This is a genomic window from Enterobacter sp. BWH52 (assembly GCF_001037565.1).
In the GTDB taxonomy this organism is placed as follows: domain Bacteria; phylum Pseudomonadota; class Gammaproteobacteria; order Enterobacterales; family Enterobacteriaceae; genus Enterobacter; species Enterobacter hormaechei_C.
The window spans coordinates 3,584,063-3,608,490 of sequence record NZ_KQ089854.1; the positions used below are offsets into that span (position 1 = coordinate 3,584,063).

Below are 24,428 nucleotides of genomic sequence, written 5' to 3' on the forward strand. Positions count from 1 at the left end.
CAATATGAAGTAATAGATGGTGCATCCGGGAGGATTCGAACCTCCGACCGCTCGGTTCGTAGCCGAGTACTCTATCCAGCTGAGCTACGGATGCAAAATGGCGGTGAGGCGGGGATTCGAACCCCGGATGCAGCTTTTGACCGCATACTCCCTTAGCAGGGGAGCGCCTTCAGCCTCTCGGCCACCTCACCACACAACGCCTCTTTCGAGTGCTTCGAGCAACTCGTTAAGAGCTTCTCGTCGCTGCGTGGCGCATATATTACTTTCTGGGACTTATAAGTCAAACAATTTTCCACATGCTTTTTTCGTTTGCACAATTCGCACGCAATTCGCATGTAAAAGCCGCAAAGAGAGTGTTTTATAAGCGGATTTTGCAGACATCTTCACAGAATTCTGTTGAGAGAAGCGCGTCATTTGGATGAGATAAGGTTATGAGAGTGGTCAAAAACGAAGCGTTTGAAATAGAACGGTAACTTTATGCAGGAAAAATAACAGGAGGGTTGCGTCTCGCCCGACAGCGAGACGCGACAATATCAGTAACTGGACTGCTGGGATTTTTCAGCCTGGATACGCTGGTAGATCTCTTCACGGTGGACAGATACTTCTTTAGGAGCGTTAACACCAATACGTACCTGGTTACCCTTTACCCCTAAAACTGTCACGGTGACCTCATCCCCAATCATGAGGGTCTCACCAACTCGACGAGTCAGAATCAGCATTCTTTGCTCCTTGAAAGATTAAAAGAGTCGGGTCTCTTGTATCCCGGCATTATCCATCATATAACGCCAAAAAGTAAGCGATGACAAACACGTAAAGTGTAAGCAGTCACGGCATCACATTCTGTTAAACGTAAGTTTAGCCGATATACACAAACTCAACCTGACTTTATCGTTATCGATAGCGCAGTGAGCAAGACGCCATAACGTTACCGCTATGGCGTCTGCTTGTGCTTTGTAGTTATTACAGTTTCGCGCTTACCCAGCTTTCAACGCTGGCTAATGCCGCGGGAAGTGCCGCCGCATCCGTTCCACCGGCTTGCGCCATGTCCGGACGACCGCCACCTTTGCCACCCACCTGCTGGGCGACCATGCCAATCAGTTCCCCTGCTTTGACACGATCCGTCACATCCTTAGAGACGCCCGCAATCAGAGAAACCTTACCCTCTGCGACCGTTGCCAGCACGATAACCGTCGAACCAAGCTGGTTCTTCAGATCGTCGACCATGGTACGCAGCATCTTAGGCTCAACGCCCGCCAGATCGCTGACCAGCAGTTTGACGCCCTTAATGTCTACCGCTTTGCTGGAGAGGTTTGCGCTCTCCTGCGCCGCAGCCTGTTCTTTCAGCTGCTGGAGTTCTTTTTCCAGCTGACGGGTACGATCCAGCGCGACACGCACTTTTTCGCCCAGGTTCTGGCTATCGCCTTTCAGCAGCTGCGCGATCTCGTGTAGCTGGTCGCTCTGCGCATGCAGGCTGGCAATTGCGCCTTCCCCGGTCACCGCCTCAATACGACGCACGCCTGCCGCCGTCCCCGACTCGGAAACGATGCGGAACAAGCCGATGTCACCGGTGCGGGATGCGTGAGTACCGCCACACAGTTCGGTAGAGAAGTCGCCCATGCTCAGCACGCGAACGCGGTCGTCATATTTCTCGCCAAACAGCGCCATCGCACCTTTCTTCTTCGCTGCCTCGAGATCCATGATGTGGGTTTCGATTGGCAGGTTACGGCGGATCTGGGCATTCACCAGGTCTTCCACCGCACGAATTTCAGATGGCTTCATCGCTTCAAAATGTGAGAAGTCGAAACGCAGCACTTTGTCATTAACCAGAGAACCTTTCTGTGCAACGTGCGTACCCAGCACTTCGCGCAGGGCTGCGTGCATCAGGTGGGTTGCCGAGTGGTTCAGACGAATGCGCGCGCGGCGAGCTTCGTCAACGTTGGCCTGAACGCCCTCGCCCACTTTCAGAGAACCGGAAACCAGTTTGCCCTGGTGACCAATCGCCTGACCGTATTTCTGGGTATCGCTTACGCTGAAGCTGAAGCCATTGCCTTTCAGTTCGCCTTTATCGCCAACCTGACCGCCCGATTCCGCATAGAACGGCGTTTTATCCAGGATAACAACCGCGTCCTGACCCGCGCTAATGCTGTCTACGGCTTTACCGTCAACAAACAGCGCGGTTACGTTGCTGGTCAGGGCCAGCTCTTCGTAGCCTTTAAATTCAGACGCGCTATCAACGCGGATCATCGCGTTGTAGTCTGCGCCAAAACCGCTGGATTCACGCGCACGACGACGCTGCTCTTCCATTGCGGCTTCAAAGCCTGCTTCGTCAACTTTGATGTTGCGCTCGCGGCAAACGTCCGCCGTCAGGTCAACCGGGAAGCCGTAGGTGTCGTACAGGCGGAAAGCGGTTTCGCCATCCAGCGTGTCGCCCTTGAGTTTCGCCAGCTCGTCGTCCAGCAGCGCCAGACCGCGCTCCAGCGTACGGGCAAACTGCTCTTCTTCGGTTTTCAGAACCTGTTCAACCTGCGCCTGCTGGCGTTTCAGCTCGTCGCCGGCAGAGCCCATCACGCCAATCAGTGGCCCAACGAGTTTATAGAAGAAGGTGTCCTTCGCGCCCAGCATGTTGCCATGGCGGATCGCACGACGAATGATACGACGCAGCACATAGCCACGGTTTTCATTTGACGGGATAACGCCGTCAGCAATCAGGAACGCACAGGAACGAATATGGTCTGCGATAACGCGCAGTGATTTGTTGCTCAGATCGGTTGCGCCCGTTACCTCAGCAACGGCTTTGATCAGGGTGCTGAACAGGTCAATCTCATAGTTGGAGTTAACGTGTTGCAGAACGGCCGCGATACGCTCAAGGCCCATACCGGTATCTACGGACGGTTTTGGCAGCGGCTCCATGGTGCCGTCGGCCTGACGGTTGAACTGCATGAAGACGATGTTCCAGATCTCAATATAGCGATCGCCATCTTCTTCCGCGCTTCCCGGAGGGCCGCCCCAGATGTGGTCGCCATGATCGTAGAAGATCTCGGTGCACGGACCGCAAGGGCCGGTGTCGCCCATCTGCCAGAAGTTATCAGACGCGTAAGGCGCGCCTTTGTTGTCACCGATACGGATGATACGTTCGCGAGGGATACCCACTTCTTTTTCCCAGATGTCGAACGCTTCGTCATCGGTCTCATACACGGTCACCCACAGACGCTCTTTCGGCAGATTGAACCAGTTTTCACCGGTCAGCAGTTCCCACGCGTATTGAATGGCGTCGTGTTTGAAGTAGTCGCCGAAGCTGAAGTTACCCAGCATTTCGAAGAAGGTGTGGTGGCGCGCGGTGTAACCGACGTTTTCCAGATCGTTGTGTTTACCGCCCGCACGCACGCAACGCTGTGAGGTTGTGGCGCGGGAATAATTACGCTTGTCGAGACCAAGGAACACATCCTTGAACTGGTTCATCCCGGCGTTGGTAAACAGCAGAGTCGGGTCATTGTTCGGTACCAGGGAGCTGCTGGCAACAACCTGGTGTCCCTTACTATGGAAAAAATCGAGAAACGCCTGACGGATCTCAGCGGTGCTCTTGCTCATAATTATCCTGAAATCAAGCTAACGAAATGTCGCAGCAGATCTGTATCTGTAAACAGTTGGACGGACCAGCTACTGGAAAAAGTGGGAATAAGATAAGTTTTCTTTAGTGGGAAGTAAAATCCCGCATGCGTTCAATCGGTAAAATTACGCCAGATATCCTGAATATCTTCCATCAGGAAGCCGCGGTAGAGCAAAAAGCGCTGGATTTTAACTTTTTCTGAAAATTCACGCGGCAGCGGCTCACCGTACTTTCGTACCGCCTGCTCACGCGCCAGTTCGCACCAGTCAATTTCACTTTCGCGCATGGCTTTTTCAATCGATTCACGGGCAACGCCTTTCTGGTTCAGCTCCTGGCGGATACGCGCTGGCCCATAGCCTTTACGACCACGGCTGGCAAGAAAGCGAGCGGCAAAACGGCCGTCATCCAGATAGTGATGCTCGTAGCACCAGGCAACCACGCGGTCATAATCTTCCGCGGTGGCATCAATGTCTTCCGGACCGTTTTTGCTCATGACGGGCGCTGACAGTTTCCGCCGCAGCTCCTGTTCGCTATGGTCACGCACGGCAAGAATACGCACGGCCCGATCCAGCAAGCGTGAGTAGGCTGGTCGGCGTGATGTCGGTTCACTCATAAAAAACCTGTCGATTCAGAAATGCAAAAAGGGCCGCATCAGCAGCCCTTCATTTTTATCCGAGAGGATTAAAAGTCTTCGTTGGTTTCTTCAGCATCCGCGCCGTCGACCACGAAATCAGGTTTAGAGTCCTGGTTGTTCAGCAGGAGTTCACGCACCTTCTTCTCAATCTCTTTCGCCGCCGCCGGGTTCTCTTTCAGCCAGGAGATAGCATTCGCTTTACCCTGACCAATCTTGTCACCGTTGTAGCTGTACCATGCGCCCGCTTTTTCAATCAGCTTCTCTTTCACGCCCAGGTCAACCAGCTCGCCGAGGAAGTTGATACCTTCGCCGTAGAGGATCTGGAACTCAGCCTGTTTGAACGGTGCTGCGATTTTGTTCTTCACAACCTTCACGCGGGTTTCGCTACCGACTACGTTATCCCCCTCTTTCACCGCGCCGATACGGCGGATATCCAGACGGACAGAAGCGTAGAATTTCAGAGCGTTACCGCCGGTGGTAGTTTCCGGGTTACCGAACATTACACCAATTTTCATACGGATCTGGTTGATGAAGATCAGCAGCGTATTGGACTGCTTCAGGTTACCCGCCAGCTTACGCATCGCCTGGCTCATCATACGTGCCGCGAGGCCCATGTGAGAGTCACCGATTTCACCTTCAATTTCCGCTTTTGGCGTCAGCGCCGCAACGGAGTCGACGATGATCACATCAACCGCACCTGAGCGCGCCAGCGCGTCACAAATTTCCAGTGCCTGCTCGCCGGTGTCCGGCTGGGAGCACAGCAGGTTGTCGATATCAACGCCCAGTTTACGGGCATAGACCGGGTCCAGCGCGTGCTCGGCATCGATAAACGCACAGGTTTTACCTTCGCGCTGTGCCGCCGCAACAACCTGCAACGTCAGGGTGGTTTTACCCGAGGATTCCGGACCGTAGATTTCTACGATACGGCCCATCGGCAAACCGCCAGCGCCCAGTGCGATATCAAGAGAAAGCGAACCAGTGGAGATAGTTTCCACATCCATGGAACGGTCTTCACCCAGGCGCATGATGGAGCCTTTACCGAATTGCTTTTCGATCTGGCCCAGTGCTGCCGCCAACGCTTTCTGTTTGTTTTCGTCGATAGCCATTATTACTCCTGTCATGCCGGGAGAAGCAACTGCGCTTCACCATGGACTTCTGTTCTGTTGAGGCAATTATACTGTATAGTCATACAGTATCAAGTGTTTTGTAGAAATTGTTGCCAGAGCGTTTTTAACGCGTATTCCGTTGCCTGACGACGCACGCTTTCGCGATCGCCGCTGAAGCATTCCCGGCGGGTGATCCCTTCACCTTTTGAGGTGGCAAAGCCAAACCAGACGGTGCCGACAGGCTTCACGTCGCTGCCGCCGTCCGGCCCCGCGATACCGCTGATGGAGATAGCGTAATCTGCGCGCGCCTCTTTCAGCGCGCCAATCGCCATCTCGATCACCACCGGTTCGCTGACCGCGCCATGCTGCTCAAGCGTGGCTTCACGCACGCCAATCATCTGCGCTTTAGCCTCGTTACTGTAGGTCACAAAGCCGCGTTCAAACCAGGCGGAACTGCCAGCAATATCGGTAATTGCTTTCGCCACCCAGCCGCCGGTGCAGGATTCTGCGGTCGTGAGAGTCGCGCCGCGCTGTTTCAGCGCCAGCCCCACCACTTCGCTTAACTGCATCAATTCATGGTCAGTCATTCTCGCTCCAGGCCTTAGAAAAACATGCAGCACAAGATAGCACTTTCTCATCAAATATGGGGATGCGCGTCGGGTTTTACGAGGGGGCTTCAGAAAAAAGCCGATGTGGGCGCACCGGCCAGAGAGACGCTTATTTCATGCTGTTAGCGAGGGTGTCCACATTGTGGCGAAACGCCTTGACGTAGGTGTCCGCCACGCCGCCCTTCGCGGACAGCGCTTCCGGGTAAAGTTCACCGCCCGGCTGGGCGCCCGTGGCGGTCGCAATCTGCTTCACCAGGCGCGGGTCAAGCTGGTTTTCCATGAACCAGGTTTTCACGCCGTCAGCTTTAATCTGGTTGATGATCTCCGCTACCTGCGCCGCGCTGGCTTCACTCTCAGACGACAGCCCCTGCGGCGCCATAAACGTCACGCCGTAGGCGCGGCTGAAATAGCCGAAGGCGTCGTGGCTGGTCAGCACTTTGCGCTTCGCCTGTGGGATGTCGCTGAAACGCTTTTTAGCCCAACCGTCCAGCTGAGAGAGCTGCGCAATATAGGGTTTACCGGTAGCTTCAAGCGCCGCCGTATCTTCAGGATCGGCCTTCACCAGCCCTGAGAGAATATTTTGCGCATACAGCGCGCCGTTCACCGCGCTGTTCCACGCGTGCGGATCGGTCACGGTTTTACCGTCCTCTTCCAGCGTGTGCGTTTTCACGCCGTCTGAAGCAACTACCAGCTGGCCTTTGAATCCGGAGGCTTTCACCAGACGGTCGAGCCAACCCTCCAGCCCCAGCCCATTGACCACCACCACGTCAGCTTTACTCAGCGCCGCGCTGTCTTTGGGCGAGGGTTCGAAAGTATGGGGATCACCGTCTGGCCCCACCAGCGTCGTCACCTTCACACGATCGCCGCCAACCTGCTGCGTGATGTCTCCCAGGATGGAAAAGCTGGTCACCACATTAAGCGTTTTCGCCATTACGCCGTGCGTCATCATGCCGAGCGCGAGCGCCACGGCTAACCCTGTACGTTTCATCGTTTCCCCTTGCGTTAAAAAAGCGCCCGCAGGCTATCCGCCAGCCTGCTGCGCGTGCCAAATAAAACTGAAATAAAGAACAATGCGCTGGCGGTCAGCACAATGGAGGGCCCGGCGGGCAGACTCACTGCCCAGGAAAGACTTAAGCCCAGCCACGCGCAAAAAATACCGCTGATACCCGCCATCAAAAGTAACCCTGGCAGTGTGCGCACCCAGCAGCGTGCCGCCACGGCGGGTAACATCATCAGCCCGACGGCCATCAACGTGCCGAGTACCTGAAAACCGGCCACCAGGTTGAGCACCAGCAGCGCCAGAAACAGACCGTGTAACATCCCGGGCAGCCAGCGCGCGTTCACCTGCAACCACGCAGTATCGAACGCTTCACTGACCAGCCCACGATAAAAAATCGCCAGCGTGAGGAGCGTGAACATGCAGACCCCCGTCACGAACAGGGCTGACGCGCTATCCACGGCGAGAATGGAGCCAAACAGAAGATGAAGCAGATCGACATTTGAACCGCGCAGCGACACCAGCGTGACGCCCAGCGCCAGGGAACCCAGGTAAAACCCCGCGAAGCTGGCATCCTCTTTAAGAGGTGTACGGCGGCTGACCAGCCCGGCCACCAGCGCAACGGCGATACCGGCAATAAACCCGCCGACAGTCATTGCCAGCAGCGACATTCCGCTGAGCAGATAGCCCACCGCGACACCCGGCAAAATGGCGTGAGAAAGGGCGTCCCCCATCAGGCTCATCCGACGCAGCTGAAGGAATACACCCAGCGCAGTGGTGCTGACGGAGAGCGCCAGGCAAACCACCAGCGCGCGCCGCATAAAGCCGTACTCAATAAACGGCTGGAAGAAGAGATGCCAGATCATGCCACCCTCACCCGCTCGGTTTTCCAGTGCGGCGTATCAGCGTCCAGCCGCAATGTTTGTGGGAAGTGGCGCGAGACGCGTTCGCTGTCGTGCAGTACCGCCAGCAGAGTCTGCCCCTGCATATACATCTCCAGCATCAGATCCATCAGCACGTTGCAGGTCGCTTCATCGACGCCAGTGAAGGGTTCGTCCAGCATCACCAGCGGTGCCTGCTGCACTAAAACGCGGGCAAACAGCATGCGCTGGAATTGCCCGCCGGAAAGTTCATCAATAGTGGAGAACGCCATGGACTCCAGCCCCACGCGCTCCAGCGCGCCGGCAATGCGCATGCGGGCATCCCGACGAAAACCGGCAAACAGAGAGATTGCTGGCCAGCAGCCCATGCTCACCACGTCCTGCACGGTCAGAGGAAATTGCGCCTCCAGCGCGTGACGCTGCGCCAGCCAGCCCACCACCGGACGTCTCCCCTGCCAGCGAAACGTACCGCTTACGGGCGGAAGAAAGCCGGCGAGCGTTTTCAGCAGCGTGGATTTGCCGCAGCCGTTGGCCCCGACGATGGCGGTCATGCTCCCGCGTTCAATCACGCCGGACAGCGCGCGCGTAACGGGCTGGCGATCGTAACCCGCCACCAGGTCGTTCATCACGATCATGGCAACGCCACCGCCCAGCGCACGGCCAGGCCGAGAAACAGAATGAGCACCAGCGCCAGCAGCAGCCGAAGCGAGGATGAGAGAGAAAACAGGGACATGGATATCTCAATTAAATAATGTTATAACATAACAATAATGAAAGGCGATTGAGATGTAAACGGCGGGAGTAAACTGGGAGTGTGGCGAAATGTTTCTGCGGGAAACAGGTGCGGGCGGGTGCCCTCACCCCAGCCCTCTCCCACAGGGAGAGGGAGGCATAAGGGGACTTACTGGCTAAACGGTGACGCTGCTGGCACACGCGCCTGAGACACCGCCAGCCCCAGCTGCCACACCGCCATCGCATAGTGCGTGCTGTGGTTGTAGCGGGTAATGGTGTAGAAGTTCGGCAGCCCGAACCAGTACTGATAACCGGTTCCGACATCCAGGCGCAGCAGGCTCACCTGGTCAACATTGCCCAGCGGCTGAGACGGCGTTAAGCCTGCCGCTGCCAGCTGCGCCACGCTGTATTTGGTTTTAAATCCGTTTTCCAGACCAAACGCTTCGCCGTTCGCCTGTACCGCCACCTGGCCGCCCGGCGTCCAGCCATGCGCTTTGAAGTAGTTGGCCACGCTGCCAATAGCGTCTTCGGGATCCCACAGGTTGATGTGACCATCCCCGTTAAAATCTACCGCGTACTGCTTATAGGAGGACGGCATAAACTGGCCGTAGCCCATCGCACCGGCGAACGACCCTTTCAGATCTAACGGATCGTCCTGTTCGTCTCGCGCCATCAGCAGGAAGGTTTCCAGCTCGGAAGAGAAATACTCCGCGCGACGCGGGTAGTTGAAGGAGAGCGTCGCCAGCGCATCGAGGATGCGGGTTTTACCCATAATGCGTCCCCAGCGGGTCTCAACCCCAATAATACCGACGATGATCTCCGGCGGCACGCCATAGACCTGCCACGCGCGGTTCAGGGCGTCTTCATACTGATTCCAGAACACCACGCCATTTTGCACGTTGTCCGGGGTAATAAACTGTTTGCGATAACGCAGCCACGCCCCGTTTGGCCCGGTCGGCACCTGGGCCGTCGGCGCCTGCCTGTCCATCAGGCGCAGCACGTAGTCCAGACGCTTCGCCTGAGACAAAATGGCATGCAGCTGCTGGCGATCAAAACCGTGCTTGCTCACCATTTTATCGATGAACTGTTCGGCCGCAGGGTTATTCGCGAAGTCGCCGCCCATCTGCATCATATTGTGCTGCGGCTCCAGCAGGAATCCTCCGGAAGGCGCGCCCGCCGTTGGCTGAACGGCTTCGGTCTTGGGTTTGCTACTACAGGCGGACAGGAGAATAAGCGCAGGCAACAGCGCTGCATAACGACGCTTGAACATGTGGCATCCATTTAACGAGTTCGGTAAGAACCCAGTATGGTAAAGCATCCCCAACTCCTCAAGGAAGCGGTACGCACCTCCCCAACGCAAATCCGTGCCTTTTTCCACCAAAAATTATTCACCTCACCAATAAACTTTCAAAATAATACATTTTTCTTTCATTGTGAGATCTAATTAACACTTTAAAACCTTTCAAAGTGATTATTATTAGCCGCAGATAGACAAAAACAAACGCCCTACAGGAGAGAAGAATGATAGAAACCATCACCCATGGCGCCGAGTGGTTCATCGGGCTGTTTCAGAAAGGCGGAGAAGTGTTTACTGGCATGGTGACCGGGATCCTGCCCCTGCTGATCAGCCTGCTGGTGATCATGAACGCGCTGATTAACTTTATCGGCCAGCAGCGCATTGAGCGCTTCGCCCAGCGCTGCGCCGGAAACCCGCTGTCCCGCTACCTGATACTGCCCTTCATCGGCACCTTTGTGTTCTGCAACCCGATGACCTTAAGCCTCGGCCGCTTTATGCCAGAGAAGTACAAGCCGAGCTATTACGCCGCCGCCTCCTACAGCTGCCATTCCATGAACGGCCTGTTCCCGCACATCAACCCCGGCGAACTGTTTGTCTATCTCGGGATCGCCAGCGGCCTTACCACGCTTGGTCTGCCGCTCGGCCCGCTGGCGGTGAGCTACCTGCTGGTCGGTCTGGTCACCAACTTCTTCCGCGGCTGGGTGACAGATCTCACCACCGCCATTTTTGAGAAAAAAATGGGCATCCAGCTTGAACAGAAAGTCCATCTTTCAGGAGCCACAGCATGAACCGGATCCGCATTGAGAAAGGCACGGGCGGCTGGGGCGGCCCGCTGGAGTTCGACGCCACCGAAGGCAAAAAGATTGTGTACATCACCGCGGGCACGCGCCCGGCGATCGTCGACAAGTTGCGCGATCTGACCGGCTGGGAAGCGGTCGACGGCTTCAAGGAAGGCGAACCGCCGGAAGCGGAAATCGGCGTGGCGGTGATCGACTGCGGCGGCACGCTGCGCTGCGGCATCTATCCGAAGCGCCGCATTCCGACGGTAAATATTCACTCCACCGGGAAATCCGGCCCGCTGGCGCAGTACATCGTTGAAGATATTTATGTGTCAGGCGTGAAGGAAGACAACATCACGCTGGTGAATGGCACATCTGCGCCGCAAAAAGCGGCCCCGCGCGAGTACGACACCAGCAAAAAAATCACCGAGCAGAGCGATGGCCTGCTGGCGAAGGTCGGGATGGGGATGGGGTCCGCCGTGGCGGTGCTGTTCCAGTCCGGGCGCGACACCATCGACACGGTGCTGAAGACCATTCTGCCGTTTATGGCATTCGTCTCGGCGCTGATCGGCATCATCATGGCCTCAGGCCTGGGCGACTGGATTGCCCACGGCCTCGCCCCGCTTGCCAGCCACCCGCTCGGCCTGGTGACGCTGGCGCTGATCTGCTCCTTCCCGCTGCTGTCGCCGTTCCTCGGCCCGGGCGCGGTGATTGCTCAGGTTATCGGCGTGCTGATTGGCGTGCAGATTGGTCTGGGGAATATTCCTCCGCACCTCGCCCTGCCCGCCCTGTTTGCCATTAACGCCCAGGCAGCGTGCGACTTTATCCCCGTGGGGCTGTCGCTGGCGGAAGCACGCCAGGAGACCGTGCGCGTGGGCGTGCCGTCCGTGCTGGTCAGCCGCTTCCTGACGGGCGCGCCGACGGTGCTGATTGCCTGGTTTGTTTCCGGCTTTATTTATCAATAAGAGGTGCCTGCCATGACTGTGATTTACCAGACAACCATTACCCGCATCGGCCAGAGCGCGGCGGATGCGCTGAGCGACCAGATGCTGATCACCTTCCGCGAAGGGGCGCCTGCGGATATCGAAGAGTTTTGCTTTATCCACTGCCACGGCGAGCTGAACGGCGAGCTAAAGGCAGGGAGCCAGCTACAGCTGGGCGAGGCGCGCTATGCCGTGACCGCCGTCGGCGACGTCGCCGAGCAAAACCTGCGCGAGCTGGGGCATATCACCCTACGTTTCGACGGCCAGCCGCAGGCGGAGTATCCCGGTACGGTTCACGTAGTGGGCCCGGTTCCGCAGGCTGTCACCCCAGGCTGCACGTTAAAATTTATTTCGTAATAAAGGAGAGACACATGAGTCAGGTTGCCGTTGTCATTGGTGGGGGACAAACCTTAGGCGAGTTCCTCTGCCATGGGCTTGCCGCAGAGGGCTACCGCGTGGCGGTCGTGGATATTCAGAGTGAGAAAGCCGCCCGCGTAGCGGACGCCATCAACACCGAGTTTGGCGAAGGGATGGCGTACGGATTTGGTGCCGACGCCACCAGCGAGCAGAGCGTGATGGCGCTGGCCCGCGGCGTGGACGAGATATTTGGGCGTATCGACCTGCTGGTCTACAGCGCGGGGATTGCGAAAGCGGCGTTTATCAGCGATTTCGAGCTGGGGGATTTTGACCGCTCGTTGCAGGTGAATCTGGTGGGCTATTTCCTCTGCGCCCGTGAGTTTTCCCGGCTGATGATCCGCGACGGTATTCAGGGTCGCATCATTCAGATCAACTCAAAATCGGGGAAAGTGGGCAGCAAGCACAACTCCGGCTACAGCGCGGCGAAGTTTGGCGGCGTCGGGCTGACGCAGTCTCTGGCGCTGGATCTGGCCGAATACGGCATTACCGTTCACGCGCTGATGCTGGGTAACCTGCTGAAATCCCCGATGTTCCAGTCCCTGCTGCCGCAGTACGCCGCCAAACTTGGCATCAAAGCTGAAGAAGTGGAACAGTACTACATCGACAAAGTGCCGCTCAAGCGCGGGTGCGACTATCAGGACGTGCTGAACATGCTGCTGTTTTACGCCAGCCCGAAAGCCTCGTACTGCACCGGACAGTCGATTAACGTCACCGGTGGGCAGGTGATGTTCTGATCGAGCAGGGTGATGCCCTCACCCTCCCCCTCTCCCACCGGGAGAGGGAATATAACAAGGAGCCGATATGGTAACCGCACTCATCACCGTCGCCGCCCTCGCCTGGATCTGCCAGATGGCGTTTGGCGGCTGGCAGATCTACCAGTTTAACCGCGCCTTTGATGCGTTGTGTCAGAAGGGACGCGTCGGCGTCGGGCGTTCCGGGGGGCGCTTTAAGCCGCGGGTGGTGGTTGCCGTTGCGCTGGATGAACACAACCGGGTGAGCGATTCCCTCATCATGCGCGGCGTAACGGTGTTTGCCCGTCCGACCAAAATTCAGGCGATCAACGGCATTTCGCTGCATGAATTACAACCTGATGTGATCTTCCCCCATGATTCACTCTGTCAGAATGCACTATCATTAGCGCTTAATCTGAAACATGGATAATTTCGTTGTGAAAGTTATAAACTTGCGGAATTATCATTTCGCAACGTAAGGAACGAAGCGCCTATGAAACCACGTCAGCGGCAGGCGGCCATACTTGAGCATCTGCAAAAGCAGGGAAAGTGCTCGGTAGAGGATCTGGCCCACTACTTTGACACCACCGGCACGACAATACGCAAGGACCTGGTGTTGCTCGAAAACTCCGGCGCCGTCATTCGTACCTACGGCGGCGTGGTGCTCAATAAAGACGAAGCCGACCCGCCTATCGACCACAAAACGCTGATCAATACTCACCAGAAAGCGCTGATTGCCGAAGCCGCCGTCAAATTTATCCATGACGGCGATTCCATTATCCTCGACGCAGGCAGTACTGTCCTACAGATGATCCCGCTGCTCAGCCGCTTTAATAACATCACCGTGATGACCAACAGCCTGCACATCGTCAATGCCCTGTCAGAGTTCGACAGCGAGCAGACCATCCTGATGCCCGGTGGCACCTTCCGTAAAAAATCGGCGTCGTTTCACGGGCAGCTGGCGGAGAACGCCTTCGACCACTTCAGCTTCGATAAACTGTTTATAGGTACCGACGGCATCGACCTGAACGCGGGCGTCACGACGTTTAACGAGGTGTTCAGCGTCAGTAAAGCCATGTGCAACGCCGCGCGGGAAGTGATTTTGATGGCAGACTCGTCGAAGTTTGGCCGTAAAAGCCCCAACATTGTCTGTAGCCTTGAAAGCGTCGATAAGCTGATTACCGACGCAGGTATCGATCCGGCATTTAAAAAAGCGCTGGAAGCGAAGGGCATCGACGTGATCGTAACCGGAGAGAAAAATGAGTGATTTTCTGTTAAACGCAGGCCGTCAGACCCTGCTGCTGGAGCTACAGGAAGCCAGCCGCCTGCCGGAGCGTCTGGGTGAGGATTTTGTTCGTGCAGCCAACACCATTATCCACTGCGAGGGTAAAGTGATCGTGGCGGGTATCGGTAAATCCGGTCATATCGGCAAGAAGATTGCCGCTACGCTTGCCAGCACCGGCACCCCGGCGTTCTTTGTGCATCCTGCCGAAGCGCTGCACGGCGATCTGGGGATGATCGAAAGCCGCGACGTGATGCTGTTTATCTCCTACTCCGGTTCAGCCAAAGAGCTGGATCTCATCATCCCTCGCCTGCAAGAAAAATCGGTGGCCCTGTTAGCGATGACCGGCAAATCCCGATCGCCGCTGGCGCTGGCCGCGAAAGCAACGCTGGATATTTCCGTTGAGCGCGAAGCCTGTCCGATGCACCTGGCACCGACCTCCAGCACCGTCAACACCCTGATGATGGGCGACGCGCTGGCAATGGCGGTGATGCAGGCGCGCGGTTTTAATGAGGAAGATTTCGCCCGCTCCCATCCTGCGGGCGCGCTTGGGGCACGTCTGCTCAACAAGGTTCACCACCTGATGCGCACCGACGATGCCATTCCTCAGGTCAAACTCGACACCAGCGTGATGGACGCCATGCTGGAGCTGAGCCGCACCGGGCTGGGGCTGGTTGCGGTATGCGACAATGACCGCCAGGTGAAGGGCGTCTTCACCGACGGCGACCTGCGCCGCTGGCTGGTGGGCGGCGGCAAGCTGGAGGCGCGGGTATCCGAAGCAATGACCCAGGGCGGACTGACGCTGAATGCCGACAGCCGCGCCATTGAAGCCAAAGAGGTGCTGATGAAGCGCAAAATCACCGCCGCGCCGGTGGTGGACGAGCACGGCAGGCTGTGCGGCGCGATCAACCTGCAAGACTTCTACCAGGCGGGGATTATTTAACCCTTCAGCCCCAGACGTTTCGCCAGCCTGTGGAGGTTGGCGACGTCCATCTCCAGCGCCCGCGCGCACGCCGCCCAGCTGCGGTTATTCTGCTCCAGCGCGCGGGTGATCATCTGACGCTGGAACGCATTCGTCGCCTCGCGCAGGTTTTCGTTCACGCTCTCAGGTATCACCGGCTTCACGGACGGCGTCGTTTCCTCATGCAGCGCGAAATGGCGCGCATGAATTACCACTTCATCCCCCGAACGCGTAGCCCGCGCCAGCACCACCGCGCGGTGAATCGCATGTTCCAGTTCACGCACGTTACCTGGCCAGCCGTAGCTCAGCAGGTGCGTCCTCGCACCGGGGCTTAGCACCACGCGGGAAAGCCCCATTTTGAGCCGACACTGTTCGCAGAAAAAGCCCGCCAGCAGCACCACATCCTCGCCCCGCTCGCGCAGCGGCGGCACCGTGAGCGGGAACACGCTCAGACGGTGGAACAGATCGGCGCGGAAATTCCCCGCCAGCACCTCTTCGCGCAGATCGCGGTTCGTCGCCGCCAGCACGCGCACATCCACGCGTAAGCTGCGATCGTCTCCCACACGTTGAATATCGCCATACTGCAACACCCGCAGCAGTTTGGCCTGGAGCGAAAGGGAGAGTTCGCCAATTTCATCGAGGAACAGCGTGCCGTTATCGGCCATTTCGAACTTGCCGCTGCGGTTGCTGATCGCCCCGGTAAAGGCCCCTTTGACGTGTCCGAACAGCTCGCTTTCCGCCACGCTTTCCGGCAGCGCCGCGCAGTTGAGATAGACCAGCGGATTCACCGCACGGGGCGAGGCTTCGTGGATCGCTTTCGCCACCAGCTCTTTACCGGTACCGGTCTCTCCGAAGATCAGCACGTTCAAATCAGACGCGGCGACAATCTCAATCTCTTTTTTGAGCTGCGCCATGCCTGGCGAAAGGCCGATCATTTCGGTGTGTGCCACCTGCTCAAACGCCGTCGGGCTACCCGGAAGAATATTCTGGCTCTCCAGCTGTTCTATCAGCAGGGCGTTGTTCAGCGCCCCGGCCGCCAGCGCAGCAATCAGCCGTAGCTCTTCGTCGCTGAAGGTATCGAACTGATCCGGCGACATGCCGTCGAGGGTTAACGCACCAATCAGGTTCTGCCCGGCAAACAGCGGCAGGCCGATACAGGCGTGCACCTTCAGGCTCTCCTGCCCGGGGATCAGGCCGTCGTAAGGGTCGGGCAGATCGCTGTCCGCCGGGAAACGCACCACGTCACCCGCACGGGCGATGGTTTCCAGACGCGGGTGGCCCTCCAGGGTAAAGCGCCGCCCGAGTACGTCCTTCGCCAGACCGTCGATAGCCAGCGGAATAAACTGCCGCCCTTCGTAACGCAGCAACGCCGAGGCATCGCAATCCAGCACGTGACGCAACGTGGAGATCAGCCGCTGAAAGCGGTCCTGATGACCAATACCGGTTTGCAGTTCTATGGCGATCTTCGCCAGCACATCTACGGAAAAGCTCATCTCTGCCTCACTGTCATTTTGACAATGCATAGTGTCATATTGACAATTTTTAAGATAGTCAAAATGACTACCCATTTGGGAGCATCAAAATATAAATCCATTATTTTCAATAATTTAAAAAGTTGGCACGCAACTTGATATATGACAGTCATCTTATTTGAAAACGCCGTATTAAGTTGAGGTTGCTATGTCTATTCTGGTTAAAAATAACATTCATTGGGTGGGTCAACGTGACTGGGAAGTACGTGATTTTCACGGGACGGAATACAAAACGCTGCGCGGCAGCAGCTACAACAGCTATCTCATTCGTGAAGGTAAAAACGTCCTGATCGATACCGTCGATCACAAATTCAGCCGCGAGTTCGTGCAGAACCTGCGCAGCGAAATCGATCTGAATGAGATCGACTACATTATCATCAACCACGCGGAAGAGGATCATGCCGGGGCGCTGACCGAGCTGATGTCCCACATTCCGGATACCCCGATCTACTGCACCACTAACGCCATTGACTCCATCAACGGCCACCACCACCATCCGGAGTGGAACTTCCACACTGTGAAAACCGGCGACACGCTGGATATCGGCAACGGCAAACAGCTGATCTTCGTGGAAACCCCAATGCTGCACTGGCCGGACAGCATGATGACCTACATGACCGGTGACGCGGTGCTGTTCAGTAACGACGCCTTCGGCCAGCACTACTGCGACGAACGTCTGTTCAACGACGAAGTGGATCAGACCGAGCTGTTCGAACAGTGCCAACGCTACTACGCCAACATCCTGACCCCGTTCAGCCGTCTGGTCACGCCAAAAATCACCGAGATCCTCGGCTTCAACCTGCCGGTGGATATGATTGCCACCTCCCACGGCGTGGTATGGCGTGAAAATCCAACCCAGATTGTCGAACTGTACCTGAAGTGGGCGGCGGACTATCAGGAAGACCGCATTACGATCTTCTACGACACCATGTCCAACAACACCCGCATGATGGCGGACGCCATTGCCCAGGGCATCAACGAAGTTGACCCGAACGTGGCGGTGAAAATCTTCAACGTGGCGCGCAGCGATAAGAATGAGGTATTGACCAACGTCTTCCGCTCCAAAGGCGTGCTGGTGGGTACCTCCACCATGAATAACGTGATGATGCCGAAAATTGCCGGACTGGTGGAAGAGATGACCGGCCTGCGCTTCCGTAACAAACGCGCCAGCGCCTTTGGTTCACACGGCTGGAGCGGCGGCGCGGTAGACCGTCTCTCCACCCGTTTACAGGATGCCGGTTTTGAGATGTCCCTGAGCCTGAAGGCGAAATGGCGTCCGGATCTCGACGCGCTGGAAATCTGTCGCCAGCACGGTCGCGACATTGCCCGCCAGTGGGCGCTTGCGCCACTGCCGGAAACCGCACCCGCCGCGGCTGTTGCGCCGGAAGCCGTAGCAGAAGCCGCTCCTGCCGCTGCCGACCTCGGCCCTTGCATGCAGTGCAGCGTCTGCCAGTGGATTTACGATCCTGAGCTGGGCGAGCCGTTGCAGGATGTCGCGCCGGGTACGCCATGGAGCGAGGTGCCGGACAACTTCCTCTGCCCGGAATGTTCCCTCGGGAAAGACGTCTTTGATGAACTGGCAACGGAGGCAAAATGAGCCACGGCATCGTCATTATCGGCTCGGGCTTTGCCGCCCGCCAGCTGGTGAAAAATATCCGCAAACAGGATGCTAACGTGCCGTTGACGGTAATCGCCGCCGACAGCATGGATGAGTACAACAAGCCTGATTTAAGCCACGTCATTAGCCAGAATCAGCGCGCCGACGATCTCACCCGCCAGACGGCGGGGGAGTTTGCAGAACAGTTTAACCTGCGTCTGTTTCCGTACACCTGGGTGACCGATATCGACGCCGACGCCCACGTGGTGAACGCGAAAGATAAAACCTGGCACTACGACAAGCTGGTGCTGGCGACGGGGGCATCGGCGTTTGTGCCGCCGGTTGAGGGCCGCGAACTAATGGTCACGCTCAACAGCCAGCTGGAGTATCAGGCCAGCGAGACCCTGTTACGCGACGCCACGCGGGTGATGATTGTCGGCGGCGGGCTGATTGGCACCGAGCTGGCGATGGACTTCTGCCGGGCGGGAAAATCCGTCACCCTGGTTGACCACGCGGCCAGCATTCTGTCAGCGCTGATGCCGGCAGAAGTAAGCAGTCGCTTACAGCATCGTCTGACCGACATGGGCGTGCATCTGCTGCTGAAATCGCAGTTGCAGAGCCTGAGCAAAACCGAAACCGGCATTTGTGCGACGCTCGACCACAACCGCAGCGTGGAAGTGGATGTGGTTATTGCGGCGACGGGGTTGCGCCCGGAAACCGCGCTGGCGCACCGCGCGGGCGCAGAGATCAATCGCGGCGTGAAGGTGGACAGCTACCTGCAAACCACCCAGCCGGATATTTATGCCCTGGGCGACTGCGCGGAAATTAACGGCCAGGTGCTGCCATTCCTGCAACCGATTCAGTTAAGCGCCATGTTCCTGGCGAAAAACCTGCTCGGCGGCAACGCCCCGGTGAAATTACCCGCCATGCTGGTGAAGGTAAAAACGCCGGAACTACCGCTGCATCTCGCAGGTGAAACGCAGCGTCAGGATTTGGACTGGCAGATTGCCCTTTCGCCTCAGGGCATGGTGGCGCGCGGCACCGATACTGCCGGTCAGATGCGCGCCTTTGTGGTCAGCGAAGACAGAATGAAGGAGGCCTTCGCGCTGCTGAAATCGTTACCTGCTTAACCCTCGTCATGCCGGGCGGCGCTCCGCTTACCCGGCCTATAGTACTGCCACGCTTACTTAACCTTTGGATTTTATTGTCCACCGCCCCGATGTCCCGGGGCTTTTTTTATGGCTACCCTTTCAGCGTCAGGAGCGCACCACCAGCGCGTCATAACCGCGCCAGCGGTAGTTCGCCATCGAGATCAGCCAGCAGGCGACAAACAGCCCGACCACCACAAATCCGGCATCACCCAGGTTATCGTTCACCGCGCCAATCAGATCCCACACGCCGCCGCTGAGGGAGAACTTGTCCATCAGCAGACCCAGGGCTTCCAGGCCGCCGATAAACAGCGCCACCACCACCGAAGTGCCGGTGATGGTCATGTTGTAGTACAGCTTGCGCTGCGGTTTGTTAAACGCCCAGCCGTAGGCACCCACCATCAGCAGGTTATCGAGCGTATCCACCAGCGCCATGCCGCTGGCGAAGAGCGCCGGAAAGATCATGATCGACCACACCGACATCCCGCTGGAGGCGCTGGCGGCGGAGATCCCCAGCACGCCGATTTCGGTGGCCGTGTCAAAGCCGAGGCCAAACAGGAAACCGACCAGGTACATCTGCCAGCTTTTATTGACGAGGCGGAAGGTTTTGCCGAACAGCCAGTTCATGACGCCACCCTGTGCAGGCAGCGTGATGTCGCCCTGCACCGGCCTGCCGTGTTTCAGTGCCTGAAAACTGCGCCAGACGCCGCGCAGGATCACCATATTCACCAGCGCCATCGCCAGCAGGAAGGTGGCGGAGACGGCGGTGCCAATCAGGCTGCCGGTTTCGTGGAACCATGCCATGTTTTTCTGAAACGCCGTGGCGGTAGCGGCGATAGCAATGGAGGCCAGCACCACGATGGTGGAGTGTCCGAGGGAAAACCATGCGCCCACGCCGGACGGGCGCTTGCCCTGCTGCATCATCTTACGCGTCACGGTATCAATCGCGGCGATATGGTCGGCATCCACCGCATGACGCAGTCCGTAACACCAGGCCAGCAGGCTGGCCGCCATCAGCGCCGTACTGTCGCTAAAGGTGTGCCACGCCAGCCCCCAGGCCAGCAGGTTAGCCATCCCGAGAGCCAGCAGCAGGCACGCTGCACGAGGTTCATTGCGTAACAGTCGTAACATTTTAAGTCCTTTGTAAACATGATCGGGCGGCAGCAACCACCGCCTGCCCGAAGGAGATCGCTCCGTCACCTGCGGGCAGGCGCGAAGGAAAAAGAAGCGTGAAATCAGAAAGGTAATGACGAAGGCGCGCGCGCAGCAGGCGGTTGTGAAGGACGCCGCCGCTGAAGCACACCGTAGAGAGCGACCGTCGGCGGGCATGCGTTGCCGCCAGTTCGCTCAGCCCTTTTGCCAGCGCATCGTGAAAGGCCCAGGCGCGCTCGCCGGGCTCCGCCCGCCAGGCCAGCCACTGCTGCCAGAACAGCGCAAGGTTATCCGTCTGGAGCGTCACCGGATGATCAACCCCTGCACAGCGTTCGGCCAGCGCCTCCAGCCGGCACGCGGCTTCGCCCTCATAGCGTTGCGTTTCAATGCCCAGCGCACAGGCCACGGCGTCGAACAGACGACCACAGGAGGAGGCCCGCGGCGCATTGATACCGCGCGACACCGCCGTTGCCAGCAGCGGCCAGTTTTGACGCTGTACCACCTCAGTTTCCGGGTACTGCTGCCAGTCAGGTACGAACGCCAGACAGTGGGCGAGCAAATTGCGCCACGGCTGTTTTGCCGCCAGATCGCCCCCCGGCAGCGCAACGGCTGGCAGACCGCCCAGCCGTTCGCAGTCGCGATAGTTCACCCGCAGGCACTCGCCGCCCCACAGCGCGCCGTTCTCGCCCATGCCGATCCCGTCCAGCGTCAGGGCAATAACATCCCCGCCGTCGAGCGGCCAGCCGTTCTCCGCCAGACACGCTACCGCATGCGCATGATGATGCAGCACGGTCTCAACGGGCAGCGCCTGCGTCCGGGCCCACTGTCGGGCGTGATATCCCGGATGGGCATCGCACACCACACGCTCTGGCTGGAAAGCGTAGATCTCCTGCATCGTCGAGAGCGCACTGCGCCACTGCGCCTCTACGCCCTCGTCGCTCAGATCGCCAAAATGCTGGCTCAGCACCGCCTGGTTGCCACGTACCAGGCAGAAGGTATTTTTCATCTCCGCGCCGGTGCATAACATGGGCGGGATGTCGCGGAATCCGGCGGGCAATGTGATGGCATCCGGCACAAAACCGCGTGCGCGACGCAACATCGTGCCCTCCTGGTCCATCACTGAATCATCCATCCGTTGCAGGATGTCGCGGTTGTGCAGCAGGAAGCCGTCAGCGATGTCACTGAGTTCTTCCAGCGCCTGCTGGTTGTTTATGACGGGTGGATGGCCACTTAGGTTGCCGGAGGTCATCACCAGCGGACGCTGACAGTCCAACATCAGCAAATGCTGGAGCGGGTTCGCAGGCAACATCACGCCGACCGTATTCAGCCCCGGCGCAATCTCCTCAGGAAACGCTGGAAGGCAGGCTTTTGGCGTCAGCATAATCGGCGCAGCGGGTGAACGTAACAGCGTCTGGATGGCCTTCGGCAGATCGTTCGCATGCGGGATCATCACCGCCAGCGGCCTGGTCGGGCGCTGCTTGCGTGCCCGTAATTTCCGAACCGCCTGCGGGTTAAGCGCGTCGCAGACCAGGTGAAAACCGCCCAGCCCTTTGACCGCCACAATCCCGCCGCCTTCCAGCATCGCCACCGCCGCGCTTAACGCCGATTCGCGGGCAGCAGCAGCCTCCCCGGCTCGCCACTCCAGCTGCGGCCCGCAGTCCGGGCAGGCCACTGGCTGGGCGTGAAAACGCCGATCAGCCGGGTTGCGGTACTCCGTTTCACAGGGCACACAGAGCGGGAATGGCGCCATTGACGTGGCCGGGCGATCATAGGGCATGGCGCGGATAATGGTAAACCGCGGCCCGCAGTGGGTGCAGTTGATAAACGGGTAGCGGTAGCGACGTTCGCGGGGATCGCGCATCTCCGCCAGGCACGCGGGACAGGTGGCGGCATCCGGGACGATTTGCGTGTCCATCGCCCCACTCTCGCTGTGGCGGATGACAAACTCGTCCGGCAGCGTATTCCAGCTGTACGGCTGCGTTTCAACGCGATCGATGCGCGCCAGCGGTGGGCAGTCCTGATGCAGCCTCGCGGTAAAGTCCCCCCCATTACCCGCGAGACGCACCAGGACACCCTCTCCGTCGTTGCAGACATCGCCCACAAGCTTCAGCCGGTGCGCCAGCTGCCAGACGAAGGGACGAAACCCCACGCCCTGCACCTTGCCGCGCACCCGCAGCTGAACGCCGTTGCTGCTCATACGGTTCAGAACAGCAGTGATGACGAGGTGTCGAACGCCGCGCGACGGCGCTTTTCGGCGCTCATCTGCTCAAGCTTGTCGCGATCCACGCAGACCAGCGCGTGCGTCGGGCAGGCTTCCATACACGCCGGACCGGCGTCGCGGTGGTAGCAGAGGTCACATTTATTGGCTTCGGCTTTCTCCGCGCGCACGCTCAGCCCGATACCGCTGTTGCGAACCACCGGGCGAACCACCACCTCCATCGCGCCATACGGACACGCCACCACACAGGTTTTGCACCCGATGCAGCGCTCCTGCATCACATGCACGAAGCCTTTCTCGCGCTTAATCGCCCCGTTCGGACAGACGTTGGCGCACGGCGCGTCTTCACACTGGCGACAGATAGCGGCGGTAGAAATATTCACGCCTTTAATGACGTGGATGCGCGGCAGGAAGGTATCAGGGGTGAGAGAGGCGCAATCCTGCTCTGCCTGATGGGACACCACGCACGCCACTTCACAGGTACGGCAACCAATGCATTTGCTGGCATCGGCCATAATAAAACGGTTCATCTGCTTCTCCGGCATAACTGTTATGCGCGAAGCTATTCATAAACCGTGCCAATATTTAATGCGTTGATTTTAAAGCGAAATAAAAAGAAGTAGTTCTGTCATCGTCATTAGTGACGATGACAGATGTCGACGTCAGCGATGCGGGCCGTCAATGACGGAGTCGCGCAGGATAAGCTCGCCGGAGAAGGTTTGCTGAGGCTTAAACTCACCGCCGTCGAGCATGAAAATCAGGCGGCTGATGGTCTCCTGGATCATCTCCGTTACCGGAATACGCACGCTGGAGAGGGACGGCACGATATAGGGCGCGATTGCCACGTCGTCAAAGCCGATGACGGACACCGCGCCCGGCGTGGCGACGCCGCTCTCGTGCAACTGCCTGATGGCGCCAATCGCCATATCGTCGTTACTCGCCACCAGCGCGGTAAACGCTTCGCCGCGGGTGAGCAGCTGAGAGACCGCCGCCGCGCCGCTGGCCGGGCTCCACTTCCCTTCGGCGATCAGCGCGTCACGAACTGCAATCCCGTGCTGCGCCAGCGCGTCCTTGTAGCCGGAAAGACGCTCCACCCCGGTGGGGGAATCCAGCGAACCGGTGATAAACGCAATCTCCCGGTGGCCTTTCGCGATGAGCTGCGATACCGCGTCCTGACACGACGCTTTATGATCGGACCAGACGCTGTGGCTGCTGTTTTTCCGCAAACGGCGGTTGAGCACCATAATCGGCTGCTCGCATTTCTCAATAATTTCGTCCAGCGCTTCCACGCTCAGAAAACGCGGGTAGATGATTACCGCGTCGCAGCGCATGTCGAGCAGGTACTGGATCGCCTCGCGCTCCTCTTCGGCGCTGTGCTTGCCGTCCGCCAGGATCAGCTGACGCCCCTTCTCTTCCGTCATCCGCGCGGCGTTAAACAGCAGCTCGCTAAAGTAGACCCCATGGTACAGGGTGTTTGTCACCACCAGCCCCAGGGTCTGGGTGCGTTTGGTCGCCAGGTTTCGCGCCAGCAGATTGGGGCGATACCCACTCTCTTCGATGGCCTGAAACACGCGGTCTTTCGTCTCCTGGCTGACGTAACCGTTCCCCGACAGCACCCGGGAGACCGTCGCTTTCGACACGCCTGCCCGCTTCGCCACTTCCAGCATGGTGGTCATAGTGTTATTCCATTCAAAACCGATGAGCCGCAGTGTACTTCACCGCAGAAAAATTGTCGCAGCGGCGTTATCACGCTTTTTACGGCCACG

General features: G+C 58.2%; 23 protein-coding genes and 2 tRNA genes. 9 read left to right on the forward strand and 16 right to left on the reverse strand.

Features of this window, described 5'->3' with window-relative positions; all coding sequences use genetic code 11:
- Positions 1 to 17 precede the first annotated feature (17 nt).
- The 11 genes from SK47_RS16860 to mltB all read right to left on the reverse strand — a co-directional run bounded on the left by SK47_RS16860 (position 18) and on the right by mltB (position 9,835).
- Positions 18 to 94: transfer RNA gene (locus SK47_RS16860), tRNA-Arg, on the reverse strand.
- 4 nt (positions 95 to 98) lie between these two features.
- Positions 99 to 191, reverse strand: a tRNA-Ser gene (locus tag SK47_RS16865).
- A 342-nt stretch (positions 192 to 533) separates the two neighbouring features.
- Positions 534 to 719 (reverse strand): carbon storage regulator CsrA, encoded by a 186-nt coding sequence (csrA, locus tag SK47_RS16870; protein WP_000906486.1) that lies wholly within the window; start codon positions 717 to 719, stop codon positions 534 to 536.
- Between the two features lie 241 nt (positions 720 to 960).
- Positions 961 to 3,588, reverse strand: coding sequence for an alanine--tRNA ligase (gene alaS / locus SK47_RS16875; RefSeq protein WP_022651724.1), 2,628 nt, complete (start codon positions 3,586 to 3,588; stop codon positions 961 to 963).
- A gap of 131 nt (positions 3,589 to 3,719) precedes the next feature.
- Positions 3,720 to 4,220 (reverse strand): recombination regulator RecX, encoded by a 501-nt coding sequence (gene recX, locus SK47_RS16880; protein WP_017382782.1) that lies wholly within the window; start codon positions 4,218 to 4,220, stop codon positions 3,720 to 3,722.
- Positions 4,221 to 4,288: 68 nt separating this feature from the next.
- Positions 4,289 to 5,347 (reverse strand): recombinase RecA, encoded by a 1,059-nt coding sequence (gene recA, locus SK47_RS16885; protein WP_015571667.1) that lies wholly within the window; start codon positions 5,345 to 5,347, stop codon positions 4,289 to 4,291.
- A gap of 89 nt (positions 5,348 to 5,436) precedes the next feature.
- Positions 5,437 to 5,934, reverse strand: a complete 498-nt coding sequence (gene pncC / locus SK47_RS16890) for a nicotinamide-nucleotide amidase (protein ID WP_003862172.1) — start codon at positions 5,932 to 5,934, stop codon at positions 5,437 to 5,439.
- Positions 5,935 to 6,064: 130 nt separating this feature from the next.
- Positions 6,065 to 6,943, reverse strand: a complete 879-nt coding sequence (locus tag SK47_RS16895; RefSeq protein ID WP_048244817.1) for a metal ABC transporter substrate-binding protein — start codon at positions 6,941 to 6,943, stop codon at positions 6,065 to 6,067.
- 14 nt (positions 6,944 to 6,957) lie between these two features.
- Positions 6,958 to 7,818: a metal ABC transporter permease gene (locus tag SK47_RS16900; RefSeq protein WP_015571669.1), complete on the reverse strand. Its 861-nt coding sequence runs from the start codon at positions 7,816 to 7,818 to the stop codon at positions 6,958 to 6,960.
- Positions 7,815 to 8,468, reverse strand: a complete 654-nt coding sequence (locus tag SK47_RS16905) for a metal ABC transporter ATP-binding protein (RefSeq protein ID WP_022651726.1) — start codon at positions 8,466 to 8,468, stop codon at positions 7,815 to 7,817. The genes SK47_RS16900 and SK47_RS16905 overlap by 4 nt, the downstream gene beginning before the upstream one ends.
- 266 nt (positions 8,469 to 8,734) lie before the next feature.
- The gene (gene mltB, locus SK47_RS16910) at positions 8,735 to 9,835 is read right to left on the reverse strand and encodes a lytic murein transglycosylase B (protein ID WP_057979986.1); all 1,101 of its coding nucleotides are present in this window, start codon (positions 9,833 to 9,835) and stop codon (positions 8,735 to 8,737) included.
- A 251-nt stretch (positions 9,836 to 10,086) separates the two neighbouring features.
- On the opposite strand from mltB, the gene srlA reads away from it, so the two are divergent.
- From srlA to gutQ, 7 genes are all read left to right on the forward strand, one after another.
- Positions 10,087 to 10,650 carry a PTS glucitol/sorbitol transporter subunit IIC gene (gene srlA, locus SK47_RS16915; RefSeq protein ID WP_003862164.1) on the forward strand — a complete coding sequence of 188 codons (564 nt, stop codon included), beginning with the start codon at positions 10,087 to 10,089 and terminating at the stop codon, positions 10,648 to 10,650.
- The gene (locus SK47_RS16920) at positions 10,647 to 11,606 is read left to right on the forward strand and encodes a PTS glucitol/sorbitol transporter subunit IIB (RefSeq protein WP_045331261.1); all 960 of its coding nucleotides are present in this window, start codon (positions 10,647 to 10,649) and stop codon (positions 11,604 to 11,606) included. The genes srlA and SK47_RS16920 overlap by 4 nt, the downstream gene beginning before the upstream one ends.
- A 12-nt stretch (positions 11,607 to 11,618) precedes the next feature.
- Positions 11,619 to 11,981 (forward strand): PTS glucitol/sorbitol transporter subunit IIA, encoded by a 363-nt coding sequence (gene srlB / locus SK47_RS16925; protein ID WP_022651730.1) that lies wholly within the window; start codon positions 11,619 to 11,621, stop codon positions 11,979 to 11,981.
- Between the two features lie 14 nt (positions 11,982 to 11,995).
- Positions 11,996 to 12,775: a sorbitol-6-phosphate dehydrogenase gene (gene srlD, locus SK47_RS16930; RefSeq protein WP_003862162.1), complete on the forward strand. Its 780-nt coding sequence runs from the start codon at positions 11,996 to 11,998 to the stop codon at positions 12,773 to 12,775.
- Positions 12,776 to 12,842: 67 nt separating this feature from the next.
- Positions 12,843 to 13,202 (forward strand): transcriptional regulator GutM, encoded by a 360-nt coding sequence (gene gutM, locus SK47_RS16935; protein ID WP_023323656.1) that lies wholly within the window; start codon positions 12,843 to 12,845, stop codon positions 13,200 to 13,202.
- A 63-nt stretch (positions 13,203 to 13,265) separates the two neighbouring features.
- A complete protein-coding gene (locus SK47_RS16940) occupies positions 13,266 to 14,039 on the forward strand; it encodes a glucitol operon DNA-binding transcriptional repressor SrlR (protein ID WP_047654160.1) in 774 nt (257 codons plus the stop codon).
- Positions 14,032 to 14,997 (forward strand): arabinose-5-phosphate isomerase GutQ, encoded by a 966-nt coding sequence (gene gutQ, locus SK47_RS16945; RefSeq protein ID WP_015571677.1) that lies wholly within the window; start codon positions 14,032 to 14,034, stop codon positions 14,995 to 14,997. Before SK47_RS16940 ends, gutQ begins: the two co-directional genes overlap by 8 nt.
- On the opposite strand, the gene norR is transcribed toward gutQ, so the two are convergent.
- On the reverse strand, positions 14,994 to 16,508 hold the full coding sequence (gene norR, locus SK47_RS16950) for a nitric oxide reductase transcriptional regulator NorR (RefSeq protein WP_032610014.1): 1,515 nt from the start codon (positions 16,506 to 16,508) through the stop codon (positions 14,994 to 14,996). The genes gutQ and norR overlap by 4 nt on opposite strands.
- A gap of 187 nt (positions 16,509 to 16,695) precedes the next feature.
- Between norR and norV the strand changes: the two genes are divergently transcribed.
- Positions 16,696 to 18,144, forward strand: a complete 1,449-nt coding sequence (gene norV, locus SK47_RS16955; RefSeq protein WP_022651734.1) for an anaerobic nitric oxide reductase flavorubredoxin — start codon at positions 16,696 to 16,698, stop codon at positions 18,142 to 18,144.
- Entirely contained in the window at positions 18,141 to 19,274 is a 1,134-nt protein-coding gene (gene norW, locus SK47_RS16960; protein ID WP_048244819.1) for an NADH:flavorubredoxin reductase NorW, read from the forward strand. Before norV ends, norW begins: the two co-directional genes overlap by 4 nt.
- Before the next feature lie 126 nt (positions 19,275 to 19,400).
- On the opposite strand, the gene SK47_RS16965 is transcribed toward norW, so the two are convergent.
- The 4 genes from SK47_RS16965 to SK47_RS16980 all read right to left on the reverse strand — a co-directional run bounded on the left by SK47_RS16965 (position 19,401) and on the right by SK47_RS16980 (position 24,338).
- Complete coding sequence (locus tag SK47_RS16965; protein ID WP_003862154.1) at positions 19,401 to 20,423, reverse strand: HoxN/HupN/NixA family nickel/cobalt transporter; 1,023 nt, start codon at positions 20,421 to 20,423, stop codon at positions 19,401 to 19,403.
- A 1-nt stretch (position 20,424) separates the two neighbouring features.
- Positions 20,425 to 22,641 (reverse strand): carbamoyltransferase HypF, encoded by a 2,217-nt coding sequence (hypF, locus tag SK47_RS16970; protein WP_048244821.1) that lies wholly within the window; start codon positions 22,639 to 22,641, stop codon positions 20,425 to 20,427.
- A gap of 5 nt (positions 22,642 to 22,646) precedes the next feature.
- Positions 22,647 to 23,192, reverse strand: coding sequence for an electron transport protein HydN (hydN, locus tag SK47_RS16975; RefSeq protein WP_017382793.1), 546 nt, complete (start codon positions 23,190 to 23,192; stop codon positions 22,647 to 22,649).
- A 132-nt stretch (positions 23,193 to 23,324) separates the two neighbouring features.
- Complete coding sequence (locus SK47_RS16980) at positions 23,325 to 24,338, reverse strand: LacI family DNA-binding transcriptional regulator (RefSeq protein WP_048244823.1); 1,014 nt, start codon at positions 24,336 to 24,338, stop codon at positions 23,325 to 23,327.
- Positions 24,339 to 24,428 lie beyond the last annotated feature (90 nt).